This window comes from Actinomadura sp. 6N118 (genome assembly GCF_044326415.1).
In the GTDB taxonomy this organism is placed as follows: Bacteria; Actinomycetota; Actinomycetes; order Streptosporangiales; family Streptosporangiaceae; genus Spirillospora.
In genome coordinates this window covers 331,704-352,882 of sequence record NZ_JBIRAZ010000009.1, presented here as the reverse complement: position 1 = coordinate 352,882, position 21,179 = coordinate 331,704, and the positions used below count along the sequence as shown (strand labels likewise).

Annotated in this window: 14 protein-coding genes; 8 read left to right on the top strand and 6 right to left on the bottom strand. The window is 69.9% G+C overall.

Annotated features, from left to right (window positions below; genetic code table 11):
• Positions 1–13 precede the first annotated feature (13 nt).
• Complete coding sequence (locus ACH34W_RS25095; protein ID WP_395963461.1) at positions 14–1,198, bottom strand: lytic transglycosylase domain-containing protein; 1,185 nt, start codon at positions 1,196–1,198, stop codon at positions 14–16.
• Positions 1,199–1,252: 54 nt separating this feature from the next.
• Here ACH34W_RS25095 and ACH34W_RS25090 point away from each other — a divergent pair, with 54 nt between their 5' ends.
• The 3 genes from ACH34W_RS25090 to sepH all read left to right on the top strand — a co-directional run bounded on the left by ACH34W_RS25090 (position 1,253) and on the right by sepH (position 6,210).
• On the top strand, positions 1,253–2,518 hold the full coding sequence (locus ACH34W_RS25090) for an MFS transporter (protein WP_395963460.1): 1,266 nt from the start codon (positions 1,253–1,255) through the stop codon (positions 2,516–2,518).
• An 18-nt stretch (positions 2,519–2,536) separates the two neighbouring features.
• On the top strand, positions 2,537–3,847 hold the full coding sequence (locus ACH34W_RS25085; RefSeq protein ID WP_395963459.1) for a D-arabinono-1,4-lactone oxidase: 1,311 nt from the start codon (positions 2,537–2,539) through the stop codon (positions 3,845–3,847).
• Between the two features lie 440 nt (positions 3,848–4,287).
• Positions 4,288–6,210, top strand: a complete 1,923-nt coding sequence (gene sepH, locus ACH34W_RS25080) for a septation protein SepH (RefSeq protein ID WP_395963458.1) — start codon at positions 4,288–4,290, stop codon at positions 6,208–6,210.
• Between the two features lie 11 nt (positions 6,211–6,221).
• Here sepH and ACH34W_RS25075 read toward each other — a convergent pair whose 3' ends face one another.
• Positions 6,222–7,748, bottom strand: a complete 1,527-nt coding sequence (locus ACH34W_RS25075) for a PH domain-containing protein (RefSeq protein ID WP_395963457.1) — start codon at positions 7,746–7,748, stop codon at positions 6,222–6,224.
• Positions 7,745–8,302 (bottom strand): PH domain-containing protein, encoded by a 558-nt coding sequence (locus ACH34W_RS25070; protein ID WP_395963456.1) that lies wholly within the window; start codon positions 8,300–8,302, stop codon positions 7,745–7,747. The genes ACH34W_RS25075 and ACH34W_RS25070 overlap by 4 nt, the downstream gene beginning before the upstream one ends.
• Positions 8,303–8,624: 322 nt before the next feature.
• Here ACH34W_RS25070 and ACH34W_RS25065 point away from each other — a divergent pair, with 322 nt between their 5' ends.
• Positions 8,625–9,608: an ATP-binding cassette domain-containing protein gene (locus ACH34W_RS25065; RefSeq protein ID WP_395963455.1), complete on the top strand. Its 984-nt coding sequence runs from the start codon at positions 8,625–8,627 to the stop codon at positions 9,606–9,608.
• Complete coding sequence (locus ACH34W_RS25060; RefSeq protein WP_395963454.1) at positions 9,605–10,444, top strand: ABC transporter permease; 840 nt, start codon at positions 9,605–9,607, stop codon at positions 10,442–10,444. The genes ACH34W_RS25065 and ACH34W_RS25060 overlap by 4 nt, the downstream gene beginning before the upstream one ends.
• Positions 10,445–10,531: 87 nt before the next feature.
• Here ACH34W_RS25060 and ACH34W_RS25055 read toward each other — a convergent pair whose 3' ends face one another.
• On the bottom strand, positions 10,532–11,641 hold the full coding sequence (locus ACH34W_RS25055; protein ID WP_395963453.1) for an MFS transporter: 1,110 nt from the start codon (positions 11,639–11,641) through the stop codon (positions 10,532–10,534).
• A 489-nt stretch (positions 11,642–12,130) separates the two neighbouring features.
• Between ACH34W_RS25055 and ACH34W_RS25050 the strand changes: the two genes are divergently transcribed.
• Positions 12,131–12,739 carry an RICIN domain-containing protein gene (locus ACH34W_RS25050; RefSeq protein ID WP_395963452.1) on the top strand — a complete coding sequence of 203 codons (609 nt, stop codon included), beginning with the start codon at positions 12,131–12,133 and terminating at the stop codon, positions 12,737–12,739.
• Here ACH34W_RS25050 and ACH34W_RS25045 read toward each other — a convergent pair.
• Both ACH34W_RS25045 and ACH34W_RS25040 read right to left on the bottom strand, forming a co-directional pair.
• On the bottom strand, positions 12,732–16,019 hold the full coding sequence (locus tag ACH34W_RS25045) for an AfsR/SARP family transcriptional regulator (RefSeq protein ID WP_395963451.1): 3,288 nt from the start codon (positions 16,017–16,019) through the stop codon (positions 12,732–12,734). The genes ACH34W_RS25050 and ACH34W_RS25045 overlap by 8 nt on opposite strands.
• A 128-nt stretch (positions 16,020–16,147) precedes the next feature.
• Positions 16,148–17,524: an NAD(P)/FAD-dependent oxidoreductase gene (locus ACH34W_RS25040; protein ID WP_395963450.1), complete on the bottom strand. Its 1,377-nt coding sequence runs from the start codon at positions 17,522–17,524 to the stop codon at positions 16,148–16,150.
• A gap of 515 nt (positions 17,525–18,039) precedes the next feature.
• Here ACH34W_RS25040 and ACH34W_RS25035 point away from each other — a divergent pair.
• Together ACH34W_RS25035 and ACH34W_RS25030 are read left to right on the top strand one after the other, a co-directional pair.
• Entirely contained in the window at positions 18,040–18,621 is a 582-nt protein-coding gene (locus ACH34W_RS25035; RefSeq protein WP_395963449.1) for a YbhB/YbcL family Raf kinase inhibitor-like protein, read from the top strand.
• 249 nt (positions 18,622–18,870) lie between these two features.
• A complete protein-coding gene (locus ACH34W_RS25030; protein ID WP_395963448.1) occupies positions 18,871–21,072 on the top strand; it encodes a hypothetical protein in 2,202 nt (733 codons plus the stop codon).
• Positions 21,073–21,179 lie beyond the last annotated feature (107 nt).

Sequence of the window (21,179 nt, the reverse complement as noted above, 5' to 3'; positions counted from 1 at the left end):
ACCCCGGCTGTGACTAGCGGAAGCGGGCGGCGTAAGCCTTGGCCAGCGCCAGCACCTTCTGGACGTACCAGTCGGCGTGGTTGTAGTGCCAGATAGCGCGGTAGAGCTGTTTGCCGCCCTTGCCGGCGCCGTTCGCGCACAGGTACTTGGCAGCCCCGGGAACGGCGTCGTAGGGGTTCATGATGTCCGCTTTGCCATCACGATCGCCGTCCACGCCGTACGCCTTCCATGTGGCGGGCATGAACTGCATAGGGCCGAGCGCTCCGGCGCTGGAGCGGCCCGCATTCCGGCCGTGGTCGCTCTCGACCTGGCCGATAGCGGCGAGGACCGTCCACGACAGGCCAGGGCAGGTGGTGGCGGCCTGCCGGTAGAGGTCCATGTAGCTGCCTGGGCGGCCGCCGTCGGCGGGCGCCTGGTACTTCTGCTCTTGCAGATTGACCACGTTCGCGCCCCCTCCGAGGATCTTGCCGACTCCCTTGACGACCGTGGCGGGGTTGGCGCCCGGCGCGTTCACCATGACGGCCACGTTCGGGACCAGGCCCAGGTCACTGCCGGTCTTGCGGCTGACCAGCATGTCGATGCCGGGCAGGCCGAGCGTGCCGGAGCCGCCCATCGTGAGGTTGGGCATCGTGCGGGCGACGATCGGGTACTGGAAGCCGCGGGCGAGCTGGAGTTGCTCGGCCGCCGAGGAGGACACCACGAACTGGTCTGCGGCGAGCGCGGCCCACAACTCGGTCTTCTTCGCGGTGCCCGGCGGCGTCCACGACCGGAACGAGGACGGGTCGACGGCGAACGTGTTGATCCCGCGTCCCTGGAGCTGGACCGCCCCGCCCGCGACCGCCACGACGTCCCGGACCTTGGCCAGCTTGGAGATCTTGTTGATCTGCGCCGGGCTGATCGAGCCGCCTCCGCCTCTCACCGCGAGCACGTCCGGCGGTACGACCCGGCGCAGCGGAGCGACCTGGCCGGCGTCCGCCACGTTCGTCACCGGCCCGGGCGGCGCGGTCGGCGGTGCCTCTGACGGCTTGCCCGCGGTGGACCTGCGCTTGTCGTTCCGGGTGTCGATGGCCGCGTAGACGCCACTGCCCAGGCTGCCCGCCGCCAGAAACGCGATACCGGCCGCGGCCAACGGTGCCAGCCGCCGCCGCCCGGTCTTGGCCTTGGGGGGTGGTGAAGGAGGAGCCACTACCAATCCCAACGAGAGTCGCTACGGAGGGGTTACCTGTTTTTAGAGTTGTTTCGTCCCAGTAACGTGATCTTGGGTCTGAAGGTCGACGACGAGACCGGGGGCCGTCTCCGGGGTGAGGAGACAGGGTTGGCCAATCCGTACCGGGAACTGCTGGCCGTTCCCGGGGCCCGGACCTTCGTCGCCGCGGGCTTCGTGGGCCGCATGTCGATGTCCATGGTGGGAATCGCCATCGTCCTACTCGTGTCCGCGGTTACCGGATCGTACGGTATCGCCGGTGCGGTGTCGGCGACCCTCTCCCTGGCCTACGCGGCGGGCGCCCCGCTCAGCGCGCGCCTTGCCGACCGGTACGGGCAACGCCGGATCCTCATCCCGCTGGCGCTGGCCAACGCGTCCAGCTTCGCCACACTGATCATCTTCACCCTGCTGCGGCTGCCGACCTGGACGCTGTTCCCCATGGCGGCGCTGGCCGGGCTGACGCAGCCGTCGCTGGGCGCCTGGGTGCGGGCGCGCTGGAAGTACGCGCTGCGTGACGGCCCCGCGCGGCTGCACACCGCGTTCTCCTTCGAGTCGGTCGTGGACGAGACGATCTTCGTCTGCGGTCCGATGATCGTCACAGCCGTGGCCACCGGCGTGCATCCGGCGGCGGGCCTGGCCGTCGCCGCCGCGTGCACCCTCGCCGGCTGCCTGGCACTGGCCGCGCAGCGCGGCACCGAGCCGCCGCCCGTTCCGCCCGTGGCGGGCGGGTCGGCGAGCGTGCTGCGCAACCCCGCAGTGCTGATCATGGCGCCGGTCTTCCTGATGCTGGGCGCGGTCTTCGGGGCGATCGACGTCAGCGGCATCGCGTTCGCGGAGGAGAAGGGCCACAAGGCGCTCGCCGGGCTGCTCCTCGGCTGCTACGCCCTGGGCAGCGGGAGTGCCGCCCTCTGGTACGGGGCGCGGCACTGGCGCAGTCCGCTCGACCGCCGGTTCCGGATCGGGCTGATCCTGCTCGCCGCCGGGCTCGTGCCGCCGCTGCTGATCACGAACCTCTATCTGATGATGTTCGTGGTCTTCTTCTCCGGCCTGGCGATCTCGCCCACGATCATCCCGGGGTACGGGCTGGTCGAGCAGTCCGTACCGGGACACCAGCTGACCGAGGGGCTCGCGCTGGTCTCGACCACGGTCGGTCTCGGCGTGGCGCTCGGTGCCTCCAGCGCCGGGCGGGTGGTCGACCTGTACGGCGCGCGGGCCGCGTTCCTGCTGCCGCTGGGGGCCGCTCTGATCGCGGCGGCGATCGGCCTGGCCGGGACCCGGAAAATAAGTAAACATGAACTCTCTTCACGTCAATGATCCCGGTAGAGTCACCGCATGTCCCCCGCGAGTTCACAAAAGTGGCAGAACTGGGCCGGGAACCAGCAGGCCACGCCACGGCGCGTCGTGACCCCCCGGACCACCGACGAGGTGGCCGGCGCGGTTCGCTCGGCCGCCGCCGACGGCCTCACGGTCCGCATGATCGGGACAGGCCACTCGTTCACCGGTGCCGCGGTCGCCGAGGGGGCTTTGCTGCGGCCCACGGGGTTGACGGCGGTCCGTTCGGTCGACACCGCCAGCGGGCTGGTCACGGTCGAGGCGGGGCTGCCGCTGCACGCGTTCAACCTGGTCCTGGACGAGCACGGCCTCGCGCTCGCCAACATGGGCGACATCCAGGAGCAGACGGTCGCGGGCGCCCTCCAGACCGCGACGCACGGCACCGGCCGCGACGCCGCCGGCTTCGCGTCCCAGGTCGAGGCTCTCGAACTGGTCCTCGCCGACGGCAGCGTGGTGACGTGCTCCCGGGACGAACGACCGGAGCTGTTCGACGCGGCCCGGGCCGGGGTGGGGGCCCTCGGCGTCGTCACCGCGATCACGTGGCGAACCGTGCCCACGTTCATCCTGGAGGCCCGCGAGGAGCCGATGAACTGGGACGAGGTGCTCTCGCGCCTCGACGAGTTCGAGGCGGCCAACGAGCACTTCGAGTTCTACTGGTTCCCGCATACCGAGGGCTGCCTGACCAAGCGCAACAACCGCGTGGAGGGTCCGGCCAAGCCGCTCTCCGCGTTCAAGGGCTGGCTGGACGACCAGTTCCTGTCCAACACGGCCTTCGGCTTGCTACAGCACGTCACCCACCGTGCTCCAGGGACTGCGCCGTTCATTAACGGCGTCTCGGCCAAGGCACTGGGCGCGCGTACGTTCAGCGACACCTCGTACAAGGTCTTCACCAGCCCGCGCACGGTGCGATTCAAAGAGCAGGAGTACGCGATCCCGCGCGAGCAGCTCGTGCCCACGCTGCGAGACCTGCGGGCGCTCTTCGACAAGCGCGACTGGCGTATCAGCTTTCCGATCGAGGTGCGGTTGCTGCCCGCCGAGGACGCCTGGCTGTCGATGGCGTACGACCGCCCGAGCGCCTTCATCGCGATCCACGTCTACAACCGCGACCCGCACGAGGAGTACTTCGAGGGCGTCGAGGAGCTCATGACCGCCGTAGGCGGCCGCCCCCACTGGGGCAAGATGCACACGCGCGACGCCGCGTACCTCGAAACGGTCTACCCGCGCTTCAACGACTTCTTGGCACTGCGAGACCAACTGGACCCTGAACGCCGGTTCCTCAACCCGTACACCAGGCAGGTCTTCGGCGCCTGACCCGTTTCCCTGTTTCGGTCTGCCCACATGTCGGTCCGCATTGGAAACTAGCCGGACTTCTCGGGTGTTCCAGGCCTTGGAAGTGACGTCGGCGGCCAAAAAGTGCAGGTCCCCCTGCATCTTCAGGCACAGTGTGGAAAAGGATCCACAAGAATCAGGCAGGGCGACCCCAGCCGGAGTTCGGCACGGGCAAGCTTGGTCAGGTGTCCTCTTCACCCTCGTGAGGAGGGCTTCGAGAGCGGCGATGTTCGGACATGCCGGGTACGGTGCTGGCAGCAAGGCGTGTCCGGAAGACAGACTCAGGAGTCCGGGGGAAGGGCACGCATGCGCCCTCGGTGGGCGCCGAACGACCGATCGTCACGAGCACGAGTGAGGCGGGCTCGCGACGGACGTGTCGTCCGGCACCCTCCGTGCCGTCAGGAAGGGCAGGAAGGACACGCATGCAGGAGCTGCGCCTCGTCGCGGTCAGCGAGGACGGTACGTACCTCGTCCTGGCGACCGCGGGCCGGGGCACCCGGTTCACCCTGCCCGTCGACGACCGGCTGCGCGCAGCGGTACGTGGGCATTTCTCCCGCCTCGGCCAGTTCGAGATCGAAGTGGAGAGTCCCTTGCGTCCCAAGGAGATCCAGGCCCGCATCCGCTCCGGCGAGACGGCGGAGGAAATCGCCGAGTCGGCCGGCATCCCTGTCGAGCGCGTCCGCTGGTTCGAGGGCCCTGTCCTCCAGGAGCGCGAGTACATGGCGCAGCAGGCGCAGCGCGTGACCGTCCGCCGCCCGGGCGAGTCGACGCCCGGGCCTCCTCTCGGCGAGACGGTCGAAGAACGTCTCGGCCGCGGCGGCGTCGACCTCGACGAGGTCGAGTGGGACTCCTGGAAGTGTGAAGACAGCACTTGGCGGGTGCGCCTGTCGTTCTTCGACAACGGCCGCCCGCACGCGGCGGAGTGGGTCTTCGACCCCCGCCGCCGCCACGTCTCCCCACTCGACGAGGTCGCCGCCCGCCTCACCGCTGTGGAATGGGGGGACGACTCGCTGAACGACACGGTCACGCCGCTGGTGCCCCGCCGTCCCGCCATGAAGGTCGTCTCAGACCGCGAGCAGCAGCGCCCCACCGACGCCCGCCGCGAGTACATCGTCGAACGCGGCCGCATGGTCGACCCGCGCCCGGCTCCGGCTCCGGCACCAACCCCGGCCCCCGCTCCGGCCCCGCCGACCGAAACCCCGCGCGAGACCGCTGTCGCCGCGCGCCTGGAGCCCCCCGCCGTCCGCGTGGCCACCCCCACTGCCGACAACTGGGACGACGGGCGCCGGACCATCCACGAGGCCACATCCGAGGACCGTCCCGCACCTGCACCTGAGCGCGGAGAACGGCCGCTCGCCCCCGCGGCGGTCTCCGATGAGCGCGCCACGCCGGCCGAATCTCGTGATGACTCGCACGAGACGGACGCCGCGCGTGACGAGCGCCCGGCTGCCCGGCAAGAGGAGCGCTCAGCCTCCCAGCCGGCCGCCAGGGAAGACGAGCGCTCTGCCTCCCAGCCAGCCTCCCAGCCAGCCTCCCGGGAACGGGAAGACGAGCGCTCAGCCGCCCGGGAAGACGAGAACGCGGCGGCACGGGCGGAGGAGGCCCGCGCCGCCCGTGAGGAGCAGGCGGCCGCGGCCCAAGAGGAACGCGCCACTGTGTTCGCTCGCCCAGAAGAGCCTGCAAAGCCCACGCCAGTGGAAGTCGCCGCCGTTCAGGAGGAAGAGCCCTCCCAGGACGCGGACCCCGTTCACGAAGAGGCATCCGCGCCCGCGCAGGACGAACGCGACGTCCAGCCGACGTCGGCCGCCGCAGAGGTCGTGGAGCGGGAGGCACCCGCAGAGGTTGCAGCAGCAGAGGTTGCAGCAGCAGAGGTTGCAGCAGCAGAGGTTACGGACCCCGCCCCCGCGCAAGATGTGGATCCTGCTCCCGAGGCGTCAATGCGGCCTGCGCCAGCCCCCGTTCCGGAGCCCGCCTCGGAAGCGGCGGACGAGCTCGCGCCCCAAGATGCGGAAGCTTCCGACGACGAGCTTGAGGCGTCCACCGAGGCCGACGACGAACTCCCTGCCGCGCCTAAGCCTGCCGAGTCCAAGCCCAAGCAACAGGCGCCGAAGCCACAGCCGCAGCGTCGCGAGGCCCCCCGTACACCCGCTAAGAAGAAGCCCACGGGCCGCCCGACGATGCCCGCCGCAGACAAGCCGGGCAGCGAGCCCGCGGCGGCGGCCAACTCCGAGCCGCCGGCGGCACCCCAGCGTCCTGCGGCCCGCAACCGCCGCAAGGCCAAGGGCAAGCGCGCCTCCGTCCCGTCCTGGGACGAGATCATGTTCGGCGCCCGCCGCCCCGAATAGCCACGCCCTCCTCAGCGGGTCAGGAAGGGGTCCAGCCAGGCCGGCGTGATCTCTGCGGCCAAGGCGGGAACCTCCTCCTCCGCCATGTCCACGGCGGGATAGCCCCCGTCGCCCGCGCCCACGGCGACGATCAGGGTGGCCAGCCCGAGGCGGCGCTGGAAGAGCGTCTGGCGGATGCGCCAGCCCACGACTGCGCCGTGTTCGACCACGGCTTGGCGGCGGCGAAGCGATCCGGATCGAACGGTCAGCCGTTCCCCGTCGGAAGCATGGCCCAGCTGGCGGTACCGGTCGAGGCCGAGCGGGACGGCGAGCAATGCGGCCACGGCGCATCCGTACGCCACCCAGGGCTGGCCGGCCAAAACGGCCAGCATCCCCATCCCGGCTGGCGGGGCGATGGCGCGGGTGATGCGGCGGCTGCGGGCGCCTCGCGGATGCATGATGAGCGGTGCGGGCGGCGGGCCGAGCACCCGTCGCGCCATGGACTCCACTGCGGCACGCGGCGCGGCGGGCAGCAGGCGGCCCCGGTGTGCGGCGTCCCCCAGGCCGGTGACGAGGGCGCCGAGTCGGACGACGCCGGCGAGCCGTTCGAACGGGTTGTCCGCAAGCTCCACGCCCCGGATGCGGCGGCGTTCGAGCGAGACGCTGCGCCGGGTCATCAGACCGCGCTCGGCCACCACGGAGCCGTCCCGCTCGTACACGGTGAAGTCCCAGTTGAAGAGCGTGAACACGATGACCGACATCACCGGCATGGCGATCAGGAACAGGATCGCCAGGATGATCACGACGAGGGTCGGGAGGCCGACCACCTCGTGGCCCAGGTTCTCGAGCCGGTCGCGGGTGATCAGGCCGAAGTCGTCGCTCAGGTTGTAGAGCGTGCCGAGGAGACTGCCGGCGAGTGCGAACGGGGTGAGGAGATAGGCGCCGCTGAGCGGTGCGTACACGTACCAGCGCGATTCCATCCGGCCAAGGACGCGGCGCTGAGGCTCTGGCTCGGCTCGTTCAGCGACTGCTGAGGCTCGGGCGAGCAGCACCTTGCGGAGCCGTTCGGCTTCCTGCCGCGAGACCGCGTTGAGCTCGCCCTCGCCCCCATCCGCGCCGGCATCGATGTGGACGATGGCCAGCCCCAGCACTCGATGGGCCAGCGTCGCGTTGATGTCCACACCACGGATGCGGTCACGCGGAATGGTCTTCACGGATCGCCCGATCAGCGCCCGGCGGAGCTCGATGCGGTCTTCGTGGACGGTGTAGGTGAACGTGGCCCAGGTCGCCAGGTGGAAGGCGAAGCCGACGCCCAGTCCGACCAGCGTGAAGTAGAACGCCGTGGACAGGCCGCCGACCGCCAGTCCCGCTGCACCGGCGGCAAGGAGCGCGATCAACTCCCGCACCGCGCCCACGACGAACGTCAGCGGATGCAGCCGCAACGCAACCGGCTCAATCCCACCAGGCTCTGCCACCGTCTCCGAGCGGTGGTCTTCCTCTAGGTCGTCCGAGGGGCCGTCCGAGGGCCGCGAGTCCCGCTCGCCTTCTTGGACGTTCATGTCGCGTCGTCTCGGAGGTCATGGGCGCGGCGAGCCAGCTCCTCGGCCAGGCGCGTCGCCACCGCCACCGGAAGGCCGGCGACTTCTGACGATCCGGCGTGCGAGGCGGTGTTGACCTCGATGGTCGCCAGCCCCAGCATGCGTTCGATCCAGCCCTGCTCGGTGTCGACGGTCTGGATACGGCTCACCGGGACGAGCAGCCACTCACGGCTGAACCACCCCGTGCGCGTGTAGACGACGTCGGAGCTGACCTCCCAGCGATGAACCCGGTAGCGCCACACCGGCGCGACCGTGACCATGAGCACCCCGGCGGCACCGATCAGGAACGGCATCCACCAGACACGTTCGATCATCCAGCCGGGCAGTCCGTCCCAGTCGGCGTCGTCGATCCAGGTGGCCACGCCCCAGGCGAGGCCGAATCCCAGGCCCCAGAGCAGGAAATACTCGATCGCCCAGTGGGCGATGGCGCGCGGAGAGACCCGATGGGCGGGCGGCCGCAGGCGCGGGCCCCCGCCGTCGGGCTGGTGGGCGCGCACCACCGACGTCACGGGCATGAGTCTAGATCCCTGAGGGCTCCCGCCAGTGGAGCGTCATCGGCAAGCTCGCCCAACCCCGATGTGTTTGCCCTGCTGTGACACGAAGTTGTGTTCACCATGCTCGGTGCGACGCAAGATGTAAGCCAGCCGCGCCCGGGGGGTCTCAGCGTTTTGTCAGACCCAGATGCGAGAGTTGTTCTGGACGTCAGCGGGCCGCCAGCGATTTGTCAGGACCGTCGGAAATAACTAGATGCGTTCCCCACCGGACAGCTGTAACTTGGCACGCCGCCGCCTCCGGGACCGTTTCAGATGTCCGGCGAACACAGACCTAGGAGACCACATGTCACACGCCATCCAGGCCGAGGGCCTGGTGAAGCACTTCGGTGAGACCAAGGCGTTGTGCGGAGTATCGCTGCAGGTCGCGGCCGGTACAGTGCTCGGCGTTCTCGGTCCGAACGGCGCGGGCAAGACAACGACCACGCGGATCCTCGCCACCCTTCTCCGGCCCACCGAGGGCACGGCGCAGGTCGGCGGCTACGACGTCGTCAAGGACGCGCACCGGGTCCGCCAGCTGATCGGCCTGACCGGGCAGTACGCAGGCGTCGACGAGATGCTCACCGGCACCGAGAACCTCGTTCTCATCGGCCGCCTGCTCGGCCTGTCGCGCAGTTCCTCCAAGACCCGCGCCGCCGAGCTCCTCGACCGCTTCGAGCTGACCGAGGCCGCCGAACGCGCCGCCAAGACCTACTCGGGTGGCATGCGCCGCCGCCTCGACCTCGCCGCAAGCCTGGTCGGCCGCCCCGAGATCCTGTTCCTGGACGAGCCCACCACGGGCCTCGACCCCCGCAGCCGCACCGCCCTCTGGGACATCGTCCGCGGCCTCACCGCCGACGGCGTCACCGTCATGCTCACCACCCAGTATCTCGAAGAGGCCGACCAGCTCGCCGACGACATCATCGTCATCGACCACGGCACCGTCATCGCGCACGGCACCTCCGACCAGCTCAAGGCCCAGGCCGGCGGCCAGGTCCTGCAGGTCCGCCCGGTCAACCCGGCCGACGAGGTGACGGTCGCCCGCGTCGTCGCCGACCTGCTCGACGCCACACCCGAGCAGCGCGACGGCCAGGTCTCCGCGCCGGTCACCGACCCGGCCGTGATGCCCGCCGTCGTACGCAAGCTGGACGAGGCGGGCGTCGTCCTCAGCGAGCTCTCCCTGCGCAAGTCGACCCTCGACGAGGTCTTCTTCGCGCTCACCGGACACCACACCGACGACTTCGAGGCCGAGGCCGAGGAGCTCATGTCCCAAGAAGGGGCCAAGGCATGACCGCCGCCACCCACGTCGCCCCGCGCGACCTGCCCCGGCAGGTGGGCCTGTCCAACGGACTGCGCAACACCATGACGCTGACCTGGCGCAACCTGGTGCAGATCAAACACAACCCGATGGAACTGGTCGACCTGAGCGTCCAGCCCATCATGTTCGTGTTGCTCTTCGCCTTCGTCTTCGGCCCGGCGATGGCCGGAAGCGTCCAGGACTACCTGCCGATCCTCATTCCGGGGATCATCGTCCAGAACGCCCTGTTCGCCTCGATGACCACCGGCGTCGGCCTCAACAACGACGTCACCAAGGGCGTCTTCGACCGTTTCCGCAGCCTGCCGATCGCGCGTTCGGCCCCGCTGGCGGGCCGGATCATCGCCGACACGGTCAAGCAGGCCTGGTCGATGTTCATCGTCATGATCGTAGGACTGGTCATCGGCTTCCGGGTCGAGACCAGCTGGGTGAATCTGCTCCCCGCGTTCCTGCTGCTCCTCGCCTTCTCCCTGCTCTTCGCGTGGGTCTCGGTCTTCGTGGGCCTGGCGGTCGACGAGCCGGAGAAGGTGCAGATCTTCGGGTTCACCATCATCTTTCCGGTCTCGTTCCTCAGCAACGCCTTCATCCCGGTCTCCGACAAGTACCCGGGGTGGATCCGCACGGTCATGGAGAACAACCCGGTCTCCCTGCTGGGTGACGCGATCCGGGGACTGCTGATCGGCCACAAGGTGACCGACCCGAGCATGGGCCAGCCGGTCCTCACTCCGGCGATCCAGTCCCTCATCTGGGGTGTGGCGATCGCCGCCGTCTTCATCCCCCTATCCATGCGAGCCTTCAAGCGCAAGGTCTAAGCACACCCAAGCGGCGGCGGTCCCCCAAAGGGCACCGCCGCCGCTTTTGTTATGGACCGCTTTTGTTATGGGCCTCGTTGAGCCTCGTTATGGGCCTCGGGTGGTTATCGCGGCTGCCAGGGCGAAGATGGCTACGGCTAGGAGGGCTGTGGTTGCTCCGGTGGAGCCCTGGTCGAAGAGGCGGCCGATCGCCAGGTCTCCCACGCAGGCGAACATCCCCGAGCAGAACGCCAGGACGCCGTAGTACGAGCCGAAGCGGCCCTGGGGGGCGTGGCGGGCGGCGCGTTGGAAGATCGATGGTTGGATCAGGCCGTTCGCGATGCCGTTGAGGACGGCCGCGAGCATCAGGAGGTTGGTCTCCGTGCCGTCGAGGGGTGCCAGCACCAGGAAGGTCGCCGCTGCGCACAGCAGACCGAGCCGCAGGACCCAGGGGCGCTCGCCACGGTGTTTCGCGGCCACGAACGGTTGGGCGGCTGCAGCTACTGCGGCCAGCACGCAGAAGCAGAGGGTGGCCGTGCTGGGCGTGAAGCCCAGGAGCGGCACGGCGGTCATGATGTGGTTGGCGAGAAGGGTCGTGGGGGCGGTCGCCAGGGCGAAGAGCAGGAATGCGCGGTCACGGAAGGCCGCTTGGATGCCCGCGAGGAGATTGCGGGGAGCCGAGTTTTGGTTGTGCCGGGGCAAGAAAAGGAAGAGGGCGCCGGCGAACGCCCACAAGATGGCGGCCGTTCCCGCGACGAACACGAAGCCCAGGGTGAGCAGGGCGAGTCCCAAGGGTGGGCCCACCACCGTCCCGATGTGCTGGGTCGCCACGTAGGCGGCAAAGCCTGTGGAGCGGCGGGCGGGAGTGACGCCGGCCAGCATGGTCTGCGCCGCTGGGTGGAGGAGCGCGCCACCCGCGCCCATGAGGACGGCCGCGCAGAGCAACGCGCTCAAGCTCTCGGCGGTCCCCAGGAGGGCGAAGCTCAGTGCGCGGAGGAGACAGGCGATCGTTCCGGTACGGCGTGCGCCGAGCAGGTCGGTGAGGGGGCCGACCGGCAGCAGGAGTGCATACTGCACGCCGAGCCGGACGCCGAGGATCAGCCCGATCGTGCCGGCCATCAGGCCCACGTCATGCCGGAGGTGCGCGACCACGTGCGCCATCACGGAGAAGTAGCCCAGGCAGGCGGCGAGCTGGACCGCGACCATCGTCACGATCACACGGCGATCGGACCTGGCAGCGATCATGAGCACGGGACAGAGCACACCAGAGTGGCATCCGGTCAGTCCAATATGGACACGGCTGCGGTCCTATAGGCGAATTCATATCGGTAACCGCTCCAGGAGCAGCCAGACCCCGATGGCGGCCATAGCGGCGCCGGACACGCAGCTGGTCACGCGGGCGGCGGCGGGCCGGGTGTGAAGGGTCGTGCGGGCGCCGGGCCGGGAGGGAAGGGTCGTGCGGCCGGCGGGCCGGGAGGGAAGGGGCGAGCGGGCGCCGGGCCGGGAGGGAGGGGTCGCGCGGGCGGTGGGCCGGGGTGTGAAGGGGCGAGCGGGCGGCGGGCCGGGAGGGAAGGGGCGTGCGGGTGAGGGTGCCCAGGCAGAAACGACCGGCACTCCCTACCTGAGCTGGGGCGGAGACGGGCTGGAGACGGATTGGAGACGCGGGTCGGATTGGCTCTGGGGCATCACCGACCTGGGGAGACACACATGTCCTGTCACCTTCGCTCGCTTGCCGTAGTCGGCTCGGCCTGCGCCATCTCGGCCACATTGCTTTCTTCGGCGGCTTCGGCCGCGCCTGGCTCTGCGACTTCGGTCGCGCCTGGGCCTGCTCGTACGGAGGCGGCCGGGGATGCCACGGTTCTGAAGCGCCCTGCTTGGACCCGCCTTCGTGCAGAGCACTCCAAGAAGTGCATTGAGATCCCTGGCTGGTCCAAGCGGCAAGGAGTGCGCGCCGACCAGTGGTCCTGCACGAAGCAGGCGAACATGCAGTGGGCACTCTGGCTGGTCCAGGCGCCGGGGTCTGGTGGCGTCCGGCACTACATCTACGCGATCCAAAACCGGAACAGCGGGCTGTGCCTCACTGTGGACGCCAAACGGAACGGGGCCGCCGTCACGCAGCGGCAGTGCCGGAACAAGAAGTACGGCGACAACTACACCAAGCAGCTGTTCTGGTACACGCCCGACAGCCGGTTCTTCAGCCAGTACGCCAAGGGCAAGTGCCTGGACATCGCCGGGGCCAGCAAGCGCAACAAGGCCCTCACCACCGTCTGGAAGTGCGGCTACGCCAAGAACCAGCGATTCAAGAACATCAAGTGACCAACGGCGGCGGGCGTTCCAGCGCGAAGGCGCTCAGGACGTCGTCCAGGGTCGTGGCGAGGCCGCGTTCATAGGCAGTGGTGAACGCGGTCTCGCCGAGGACCTTGCGGGTGGCGTCCTCGACCAGCAGGACGTCGCGCAGTGACTGGTCGCGGCTGCCGCGCAGACCGTCGGCCGCGCCCAGCCAGTACGCGGAACGTTCCGCCTCCCCTTCGCGAAGAGCCAGGGCGGCGTGGCCCACCAGGACGATCGCGATGACCGGGTGGTCAATGGTGTGCACGGCGGCCTGCAACGCCTCGACAAGACGCGTCCGGGCCATCTCACCCTTGCCGAGGGCAAGGGCGAGATGGCCCTGCGAGCACAGGACCAACGCGCGAATGTGCGGTGGGCCGGTATGGGACGAGATCAGTTCGTACGCGCGATCGAGGCGCTCGGCGGCTCCGGCGAGGTCGCCATCGTGGCGGGCGATCTCGCCGAGCTGGAAGAGCAGCGCCGCCGTCGCCTCGACACTGCAGACCCGCTCGGCCTCGCGGAGCGCGACATTGAGCATCTTGACGGCGCGATCCTTGTCACCGAGCAGCGCCAGCTCGTTCGCCAGCCTCATATGGCACTGCACGATCGGCACCGGTCCGCCGCCCAGGGCGTCGTTGAGCCGGATCGACTCCTCATAGAGCGCGACGGCGTCGCTGTGGTCGCCGCGGCGGCCGGCGATTTCGGCCTGGGCGGTGAGGGTGAACGCGAGCCCCCAGCGGTCGCCGATGCGACGGAAATCGTCCAGCGCGCGGGCGAAGTCGTCGGCGCCCGCGTCGCCGCGCCCGAAATTGAGCGCGAACTGGCCGCGGATGAAGAAGCCGACCCCGCGTACCCACGGATCGGGATCGTGCAGAAGCGGGTCGATGAGCGTGATCGCGTCCTCGTCCCAGCCCATCAGGTACATCTTCAGCGCGACGTTCGTCACCCGCAGCGTCGGCTGCAGTTCCTCGTCGCCAAGGGTGTCGCAGATCTGGCGTACCCGCATCAGCAGGGCGGTGCTCTGCTCGTTTTTGTAATCGCTGTCGACCATCATCATCGCGCCGAGCGCCATGGCGACAGCGGTCGTCTGGTCTTCGGGGAGACCGGGCAGGTTGATCACCCATGTGATGGTGTCGGCGCTCTCCTTGAGCTGCCCGCGCAGGTACCAGTACCAGCCGAGCCCCGCGCAGAACCGCACGGCCAGCGGCGCGTCGCCGACCGAGATCGACCACCGCAGCGCGGCGTGCAGGTTGTCGTGCTCGGCGATGAGCCTGGCCAGCCAGTACACCTGCTCGTGGCGGTAGAGGTGGGGTTCGGCGGTTTCGGCCAGTTCGACGTAGTACGTGGCGTACGCGCGTCTGACTTCCTCTTCCTCGCCTGCCTCCGCCAGCCGTTCCAAGCCGTACGCGCGGATCGTCTCCAGCATCCGGTAGCGAGGCTCCTCCTGACCGTCACTGATCGTCACGAGGGACTTGTCGACCAGGGCGGTCAGCACGTCGAAGACCTGGTCACGAGGGAGCTCCGGGCCGGCGCACACCTCCTCGGCGCTCGCCGCGGTGACGCCGCCGGTGAAGACCGCGAGCCGCCGCCACAGCGCACGTTCGGCCGGATCCAGCAGATCCCAGCTCCATTCGACGACGGCGCGGAGCGTCTGGTGGCGCGGCAGCGCGGTGCGGCTGCCCGCCGCCAGGAGACCGAACCGGTCGCCCAGCCGGGCCGCGACCTGACCGGGCGTCATCGCGCGCAGGCGCGCGGCGGCCAGTTCGATCGCCAGCGGCATCCCGTCCAGGGACCAGCAGATCTGCGCGATGTCGGCGACATTGCCGTCGGTCACCGCGAAGCCCCGGGACACCGCCGTCGCACGGTCCGCGAGGAGCCGTACCGCGGGATAGGTCAGCGCCTCGACGGCCCGCACCTCCGGCGGGGGTGGTGGCAGCGGGTCGACGGGCCACAGCGACTCGCCCGTGATGCCGAGCGGCTCGCGGCTCGTCGCAAGGATCCGCACGCCAGGGCAGTCCGCCAGGAGCCGATCCGTCAGATGGGCCGCGGCGTCGAGGAGGTGCTCGCAGTTGTCGAGAACGAGCAGCAACTGCTTGCGCGCGAGCGCGGCGGCCAACCGGTCCAGCGGATCGGTGGCCTCCCATTTCACGCGCCCCGCGCCCGCCTGCCAGACCGTCTCACGCAGCCCGAGCACCGTGAGAACGGCCTGCGGCACCTCGGCCGGGTCGGTGATCGGCGCGAACTCGACCACCCACACCCCGTCCCGCATCCGGCCCAGCCACCGTTCGCCGGTCTCCAGCGAGAGCCGCGTCTTCCCAGCGCCGCCTGGCCCTGTCAACGTCACAAGCCGCTGCCCAGCGAGCAACTCGCTCAACTGGGAGAGATCGTCATCCCGTCCCACAAAGCTCGTGATCCGCGCCCGCAGATTCCCGGCAGGCTGAACATCATCCGCGGCCCCGGCATTCTGAGCCGCGTGCTCCGCGTGCGCCACCTGAGCTGCATGCGTCAAGTGCGCCCCTTGAGCTGCGTGCACCGCGTGCGCGTCGCCGGGGTCTCGGCGGAGGATCGCCAGGTAGACGTTCTCAAGGTCGGGTGAAGGGTCCACGCCCAGGGTCTCGGCCAGGGTGCGTTTGGCCGATTCGTATTCGGCTAGGGCCTCGGCCTGGTGGCCTGCCGCGTACATGGCTCGCATCAGCTTGCCGCGGAGCGGCTCGCTGAGAGGGTCGGCGGCGGACAGCGCCTGTAGCTCCGGAATGAGCGAGGCGTGGCGGCCCAGCGCGAGATCGGCTTCGATGCGTTCGTCCAGGGCTGTGCGGCGCAGGCCTTCGAGGCGCGCCGACGGTCCCTCGGCGAACGGCCTGCCCGCCACGTCCTCCAGCGCCGGGCCTCGCCAGAGTGCGAGGGCCTCCCGCAGTTCGGCCGCGCGCCTTGCGGGGTCACCTGTACGGAGCGCATGGCCGACCCGGGCCTCGAAGTCGTGCGCGTCCACCGCCGCGGGCGGGATGAGGAGCCGGTACATGCCCGGCTTCGACTCCAGGTGCTCACGGCCGATCATCGGGCGCAGCCGCGACACCAGCGACTGCAGGGCATTGGGCGCGGTGCTCGGCGGGCGGTCCTCCCAGAGGTCGTCGATCAGCCGGTCGGCCGAGACCGTACGGTCCGCGTTGAGCGCGAGCAGGATCAGCAGGGCGCGCAGTCGTGCGCCGCCGACCTCGACAGGGTGGCCGTCGGCGGCCACCTCCAAGGGCCCGAGGATCCCGATTCGCACCCGTTGATTCTCCCTCAAGCCGGGACCGTTCCGCCTATGCGCGGATGACGACCCTGCCGAACGAGAACGCCCCGCTGATCCGGACGTGGATCAGCGGGGCGTCGTCGTGTGCCGTCAGGCGGCTGTTGTCAGGCGGCCCGGTCGGCCTTGGTCGCCTCGAGCTGCTTGACCTCGTCGGTCGCCGCCAGCTCGAAGTCGGCCCGCGGCTGCTCGATCGTGCCGAGGGAGATGGTCTCGCGCTTGAAGAAGAGCGCGAGGGTCCAGTCGGCGAGCACCCGCATCTTGCGGTTGAACGTCGGCACCATCATCCCGTGGTAGGTGCGGTGGAACCACCAGGCCGGCAGGCCCTTGAGCTTGAAGCCCATCGGGTTGGCCACGCCCTTGTGCAGGCCGAGACCCGCCACCGCGCCCAGGTTGTTGTGCGCGTACGGCTTGAGCGACTTGCCGCGGAGGGCGCGGACGATGTTGTCGCCGAGGAGCTTCGACTGCCGCAGCGCGTGCTGGGCGTTCGGCGGGCAGAACATGCCGTCCTGGGTGAGGTCGGGCACCGCGGCGTTGTCACCCGCGGTCCAGGCGCCCACCACGCCCTCGACGGTGAGGTATTCGGTGGCCTTGATCCGGCCGCGGTCGTCAAGGGGAAGGTCGCTCGCCTTGACCACCGGGGAGGGCTTGACGCCCGCGTTCCAGACCAGCGTCCCGGCCGGGAAGGCGCTGCCGTCCGACAGTTCGATGTTGCCGCCGACCGCCGACTGCAGGAGCGTCTTCATCTTGACGTCGATGCCTCGGCCGCGCAGCTGCTCGGCCGTCCACTTGCCCATGTCCGGGCCGACCTCGGGGAGGATCCGGTCGGACGCCTCGACCAGGTAAAAGCGCAGGTCACGCGGGGTGACCTTGCGCATGTACTTGGTCGCGTCACGGGTCATGTCCTCGATCTCCGCGACCGCCTCGACGCCCGCGAAGCCGCCGCCGACGAAGACGAACGTGAGGGCCTTGCGGCGGATCTCCTCGTCGTCGGTCGACTCGGCGATCTCGAGCTGCGCGAGAACGTGGTTACGGAGGTGGATGGCCTCGCCGACGGTCTTGAGGCTGATGCCGTTCTCGGCCAGTCCCGGGATCGGCAGGATCCGCGGCACCGCGCCGGAGGCCATGACGATGTAGTCGTAGGAGATCCGCTCCGGCGGTCCGGCCAGCGGCTGCACGATCGCCCAGCGCTCGTCGTGGTTGATCTCGGTGACCCGCGCGTTGCGGACGTTGCAGAGGGGCAGCGTGCGGCGCAGCGGCACCACGACGTGCCGCGGGGAGATGTTCCCGGCGGCGGCTTCGGGGAGGAACGGCTGGTACGTCATGTACGCGTTCGGGTCAACGACGGTGACCTTGACCTCGCCCCGCTTGAGCTCGCGCTTGAGCTTCTTCTGCAGGCGGAGCGCGGTGTACATGCCCACATAGCCGCCACCCACGATCAGGATGTGGGGAGCGCCAGGGATCCCCTCGGCGGTCCTGGCCATTGCGGCCCTCCAATGTTCATGGTCGGCTTGTGAAGACATTCACAAACTACCCGATGAGCCACGTCAAGCACCAGCCAGAGGGAGGCAAAGAACTCAAGAACTTTCCAATCCGACAATATGGACCGTTACGATCATGTGAACTTCTGCCATCCTTCGCTGAATAACGGACATCAGGGAACAGACATCCCATGATGAACGTCACAATGAGACTCTCCGGAAGCGCCGTCGTCCGCGGGGAGAAAAGGCCCGATCCACCCCCGTAGACCGCCTATGGTTATGGCGGACGAGGAAGGGAGCACCACCGGTGCGGTGCGCCCGCCCTGGAGTTGGACCGAATCTGGCAGTGCGCGGCGTACGATCTCGCCCATCAGCCAGGCTGGCCCTGGGCTGCAGGATTGCGGTCAAGCCTGGCTTGTCCTTTGACAGGGTGGCTGGGTGTGGGCTGCGGGAAGGCGGCCAAGCTCGGCTTGTCCTTTGATAGGGCGGCTGGGCGGGGGCTGCGGGAAGGCGTGTCGATGATGGGCAGGAAGCGGCGTCCAGGTGTGGCCGCAGTGGGCGTCGTGCTGCTCGGCGGGGCGCTGAGCGGGTGTGGCCTGATCGGGCTGCCCCAGAACAAGAGCGCCGAGCTCTCCGAGTGGTTCCCCGTGAACAGCCAGGTCTTCCGTGATGGGCAGGACTTGCCCACACGGTACGGCTGCGCCGCGTACTCTGGCGGGCAGGGCAAGACCCCGCCGCTCGGATGGAGGGGCAAGCCCGCCGGGACCCGCTCGTACGCGATCGTGGTGGACGACCCGGACGCCGACAACGGCGCGTACGTGCACTGGGTGATCGCGGGCATCGGCGAGAACACGCAGGACCTCATCGAGGGCACAAAGATCGACAAGACCTGGGTCCAGGGTCAGAACACCGGCAAGAAGGTGGGTTACGAACCGCCGTGCCCGCCCCGCGGCGAGGAGCACCGGTACCGGTTCACCATCTACGCACTCGACGACCAGGCGCCGTTCAAACAGGGCGCGACGCTGAAGGAATCCCTCGGGGCCATCGCCAAGCACACGGTGGGCCGGGGCAGGATCATCGGGAACTTCGGGACCGAGTAGGCGCGTTCAACCCTGAGGCCGTTGGGCAAGCAGGGCGAACAGAGCCTGGAGGGACAAAACTGACAGGGGTGTACCGGTCGGCCGGATTGGCCGATAGAGGCACGCCGTGTGAGGGTAGATGTGCGCGAAGGGTGTGACAACGGTCATAGCGGTCGGTCAGAATCGGTTTAGGCTCCCATCGGGGACCCGGCCGCTAGCGATAATCAGGACGAACCCGCGGGCCGTAGGGCCAAGGCATTGGGTGGTGGCATGACTTCTTACATCGTGGTCTTCGGCCTCATTGTGGTCGTGGTCCTGGTGGTCGTCCTGGTGGCCTTGGGCATGCGGGCCAGCAGGGCGGCCCGTGAGGACGACGACGACTGGATGGCCGACGAGCAGCAGCAGCCGTCCAGGGGCTACCGTTCCGCCCCGGCCGACGAGCCGGTGGACGATGGCTACGGCACCGGCTATGACGGCGCGTCCTATGGACCGGGCCAAGCCGAGCCGGGTTTCGACCGCCGTGTCGCGGGCGGCCAGGCCGGTGGTGGCCAGCCCGGCGGCGCGCCGCTCGCCGCCGCTCCCCTCGCCGCGCCCACGCCCGCCCCCGTGCAGGCGGCCCCCGCGCCGCCCCCGCCCAGCGGCCAGGCCAGCGACGAGATGGCCGACGACGATTATTGGGCGACGATCACCTTCGACAAGCCGAAGTTCCCCTGGCAGCACGACGCTCCCCCGGAGAAGACCGAGGCCGAGCTCGCCGCCGACCCGCTCAACGCCCAGAGCGGCCCGCAGGCCCCCGAGCCGCAGTCCCCCGCCGAACGTCCCGCCGCCGGTCTCACCCAGCCGGTGTCGATGAACGACCTCGGGCACGGCCCGGGCGGTCAGGGCCCCGGTGCCCCGGGGACCGGCGCCGTCGGCGGCCTGCTCGGCCCCCGCAACGGCGCCGACGCGCAAGCGGTGCCCACGCCCCCGGCGTCCTTCACTCCGGCCGCCGCGCACTACGCCGGTGACCCGAGCGCCACCGCCGCCGACCTCCAGGCGCTCGGCTCCGGCACCGGCCCGCAGGCCGCATTCGGCGCGGGCGACCAGTCCTTCGGCGGCGCGGGCTCCGACCAGCCGCCCTATGGCCCCCCTGATCAGTCCCCTTACGGTTCCCCCGAGCAGCCCGCGTACGGGTCGCCGGACCAGTCTCCCTACGGCGCCCCGGACCAGCAGCAGCCCTTCGGTGCCCCGGACCAGCAACCCTTCGGCTCCCCTGAGCAGCAGCCCTACGGCCCCGGCCCCGAGCAGTCCCCGTACGGCGTGGGCGACCAGTCCCCGTACGGCGCCCCAGACCAGCAGCCGGCCTACGGCAACGGCTCCCAGGGCGCCTACGGTGCGGGTGACCCGCTGGGCACCTCCCTTCCGGCCGCCTCGGCAGGCCCGGCACGCCAGGACTCCTACGACCTGCCCATGTCCTCGGGACCACTCTCGGGCGACCCGCGTACCTCCGACCCACTCGGACTGCCCCTCGGCCGCACCGACGAGCAGCCCGTACGCGGCTATGGCGAGGCCCCTGCGGCTCACCCGGCCCCGGCAGCCCCTCCGGCCCCTGCGGTGCCGTCCCGCGCCGAGCCTGCGGCTCACGGCGGCTGGGACGGCGGCGGCTCCTCCGGCGGCGACACCGACAGCAACAAGCTCCCCACCGTGGACGAGCTGCTCCAGCGCATCCAGACCGACCGGGCACGTTCCGCCGGCGGTGCCGGCGGCGCCGGGGCTCTCGGTGGCGCGGGCTCGCGCTCGCCCGAGCCGGAGGCACCCGCGTACGGCAGCGGACTGGGTGACCCGCTCAGCGACCCGCTCAACACGGGCAGCGGCTCGTCCTACGGCTCCACCGGTCCCTGGTCCACGCCTGCCTCGGCGAGCGCCGGGTACGACAGCGACCAGTCGGGACCGTCCGGCGGCTTCTCCGGTATGTCCGGCGGCGGTACGGGCGGCGGCGGTTACGGCCAGAACGAGGGTTACCCATCGGCGCCCGCCTACGGTGACTCTCCCCGCTACGACGATCCGCTCGGCGGGGGAGGCCGCGAGTCGTACGGCTCGTACGGCACCGGTTCGGGTGCCGTCCCCGGTCCCGCCGGCAATGCGGGCCCCGGCTCCGCCGGCAACGGCGCGGGCGACAGCGGAGAGCCCGGCCGCTACACCGACTTCAGCGGCAGCAGCTACAACGGCGCGTCCGACCCTCTGTCGGCGCCGACTCCCCAGGACGCCGGCTCCCAGGGCGGTTACGGAGACCCTGGCGCCACCCAGAAGTTCAGCAACGGCTACTTCGGGTCGCAGCAGGGCTACGGCAACTCCGACCAGGCCGGAGGGCCTGGGGGCGGCGAGACGGGTGGCCAGTACGGCTCGTCATACGGCAGCGGCAACTCGCGCCAGCAGCAGCAGCCGGACGACTGGGAAAGCCACCGCGACCGCGACCGCGACTACCGGCGCTGACCAGCTGAACATCAACGAAACGGAGGGCAGCCCCTAGGGCGCCCTCCGTTTCGCCTTTCGACGGCCCGGATCCGCCGAAATCTACAACTCCGTGGCCCCTCGTTTGT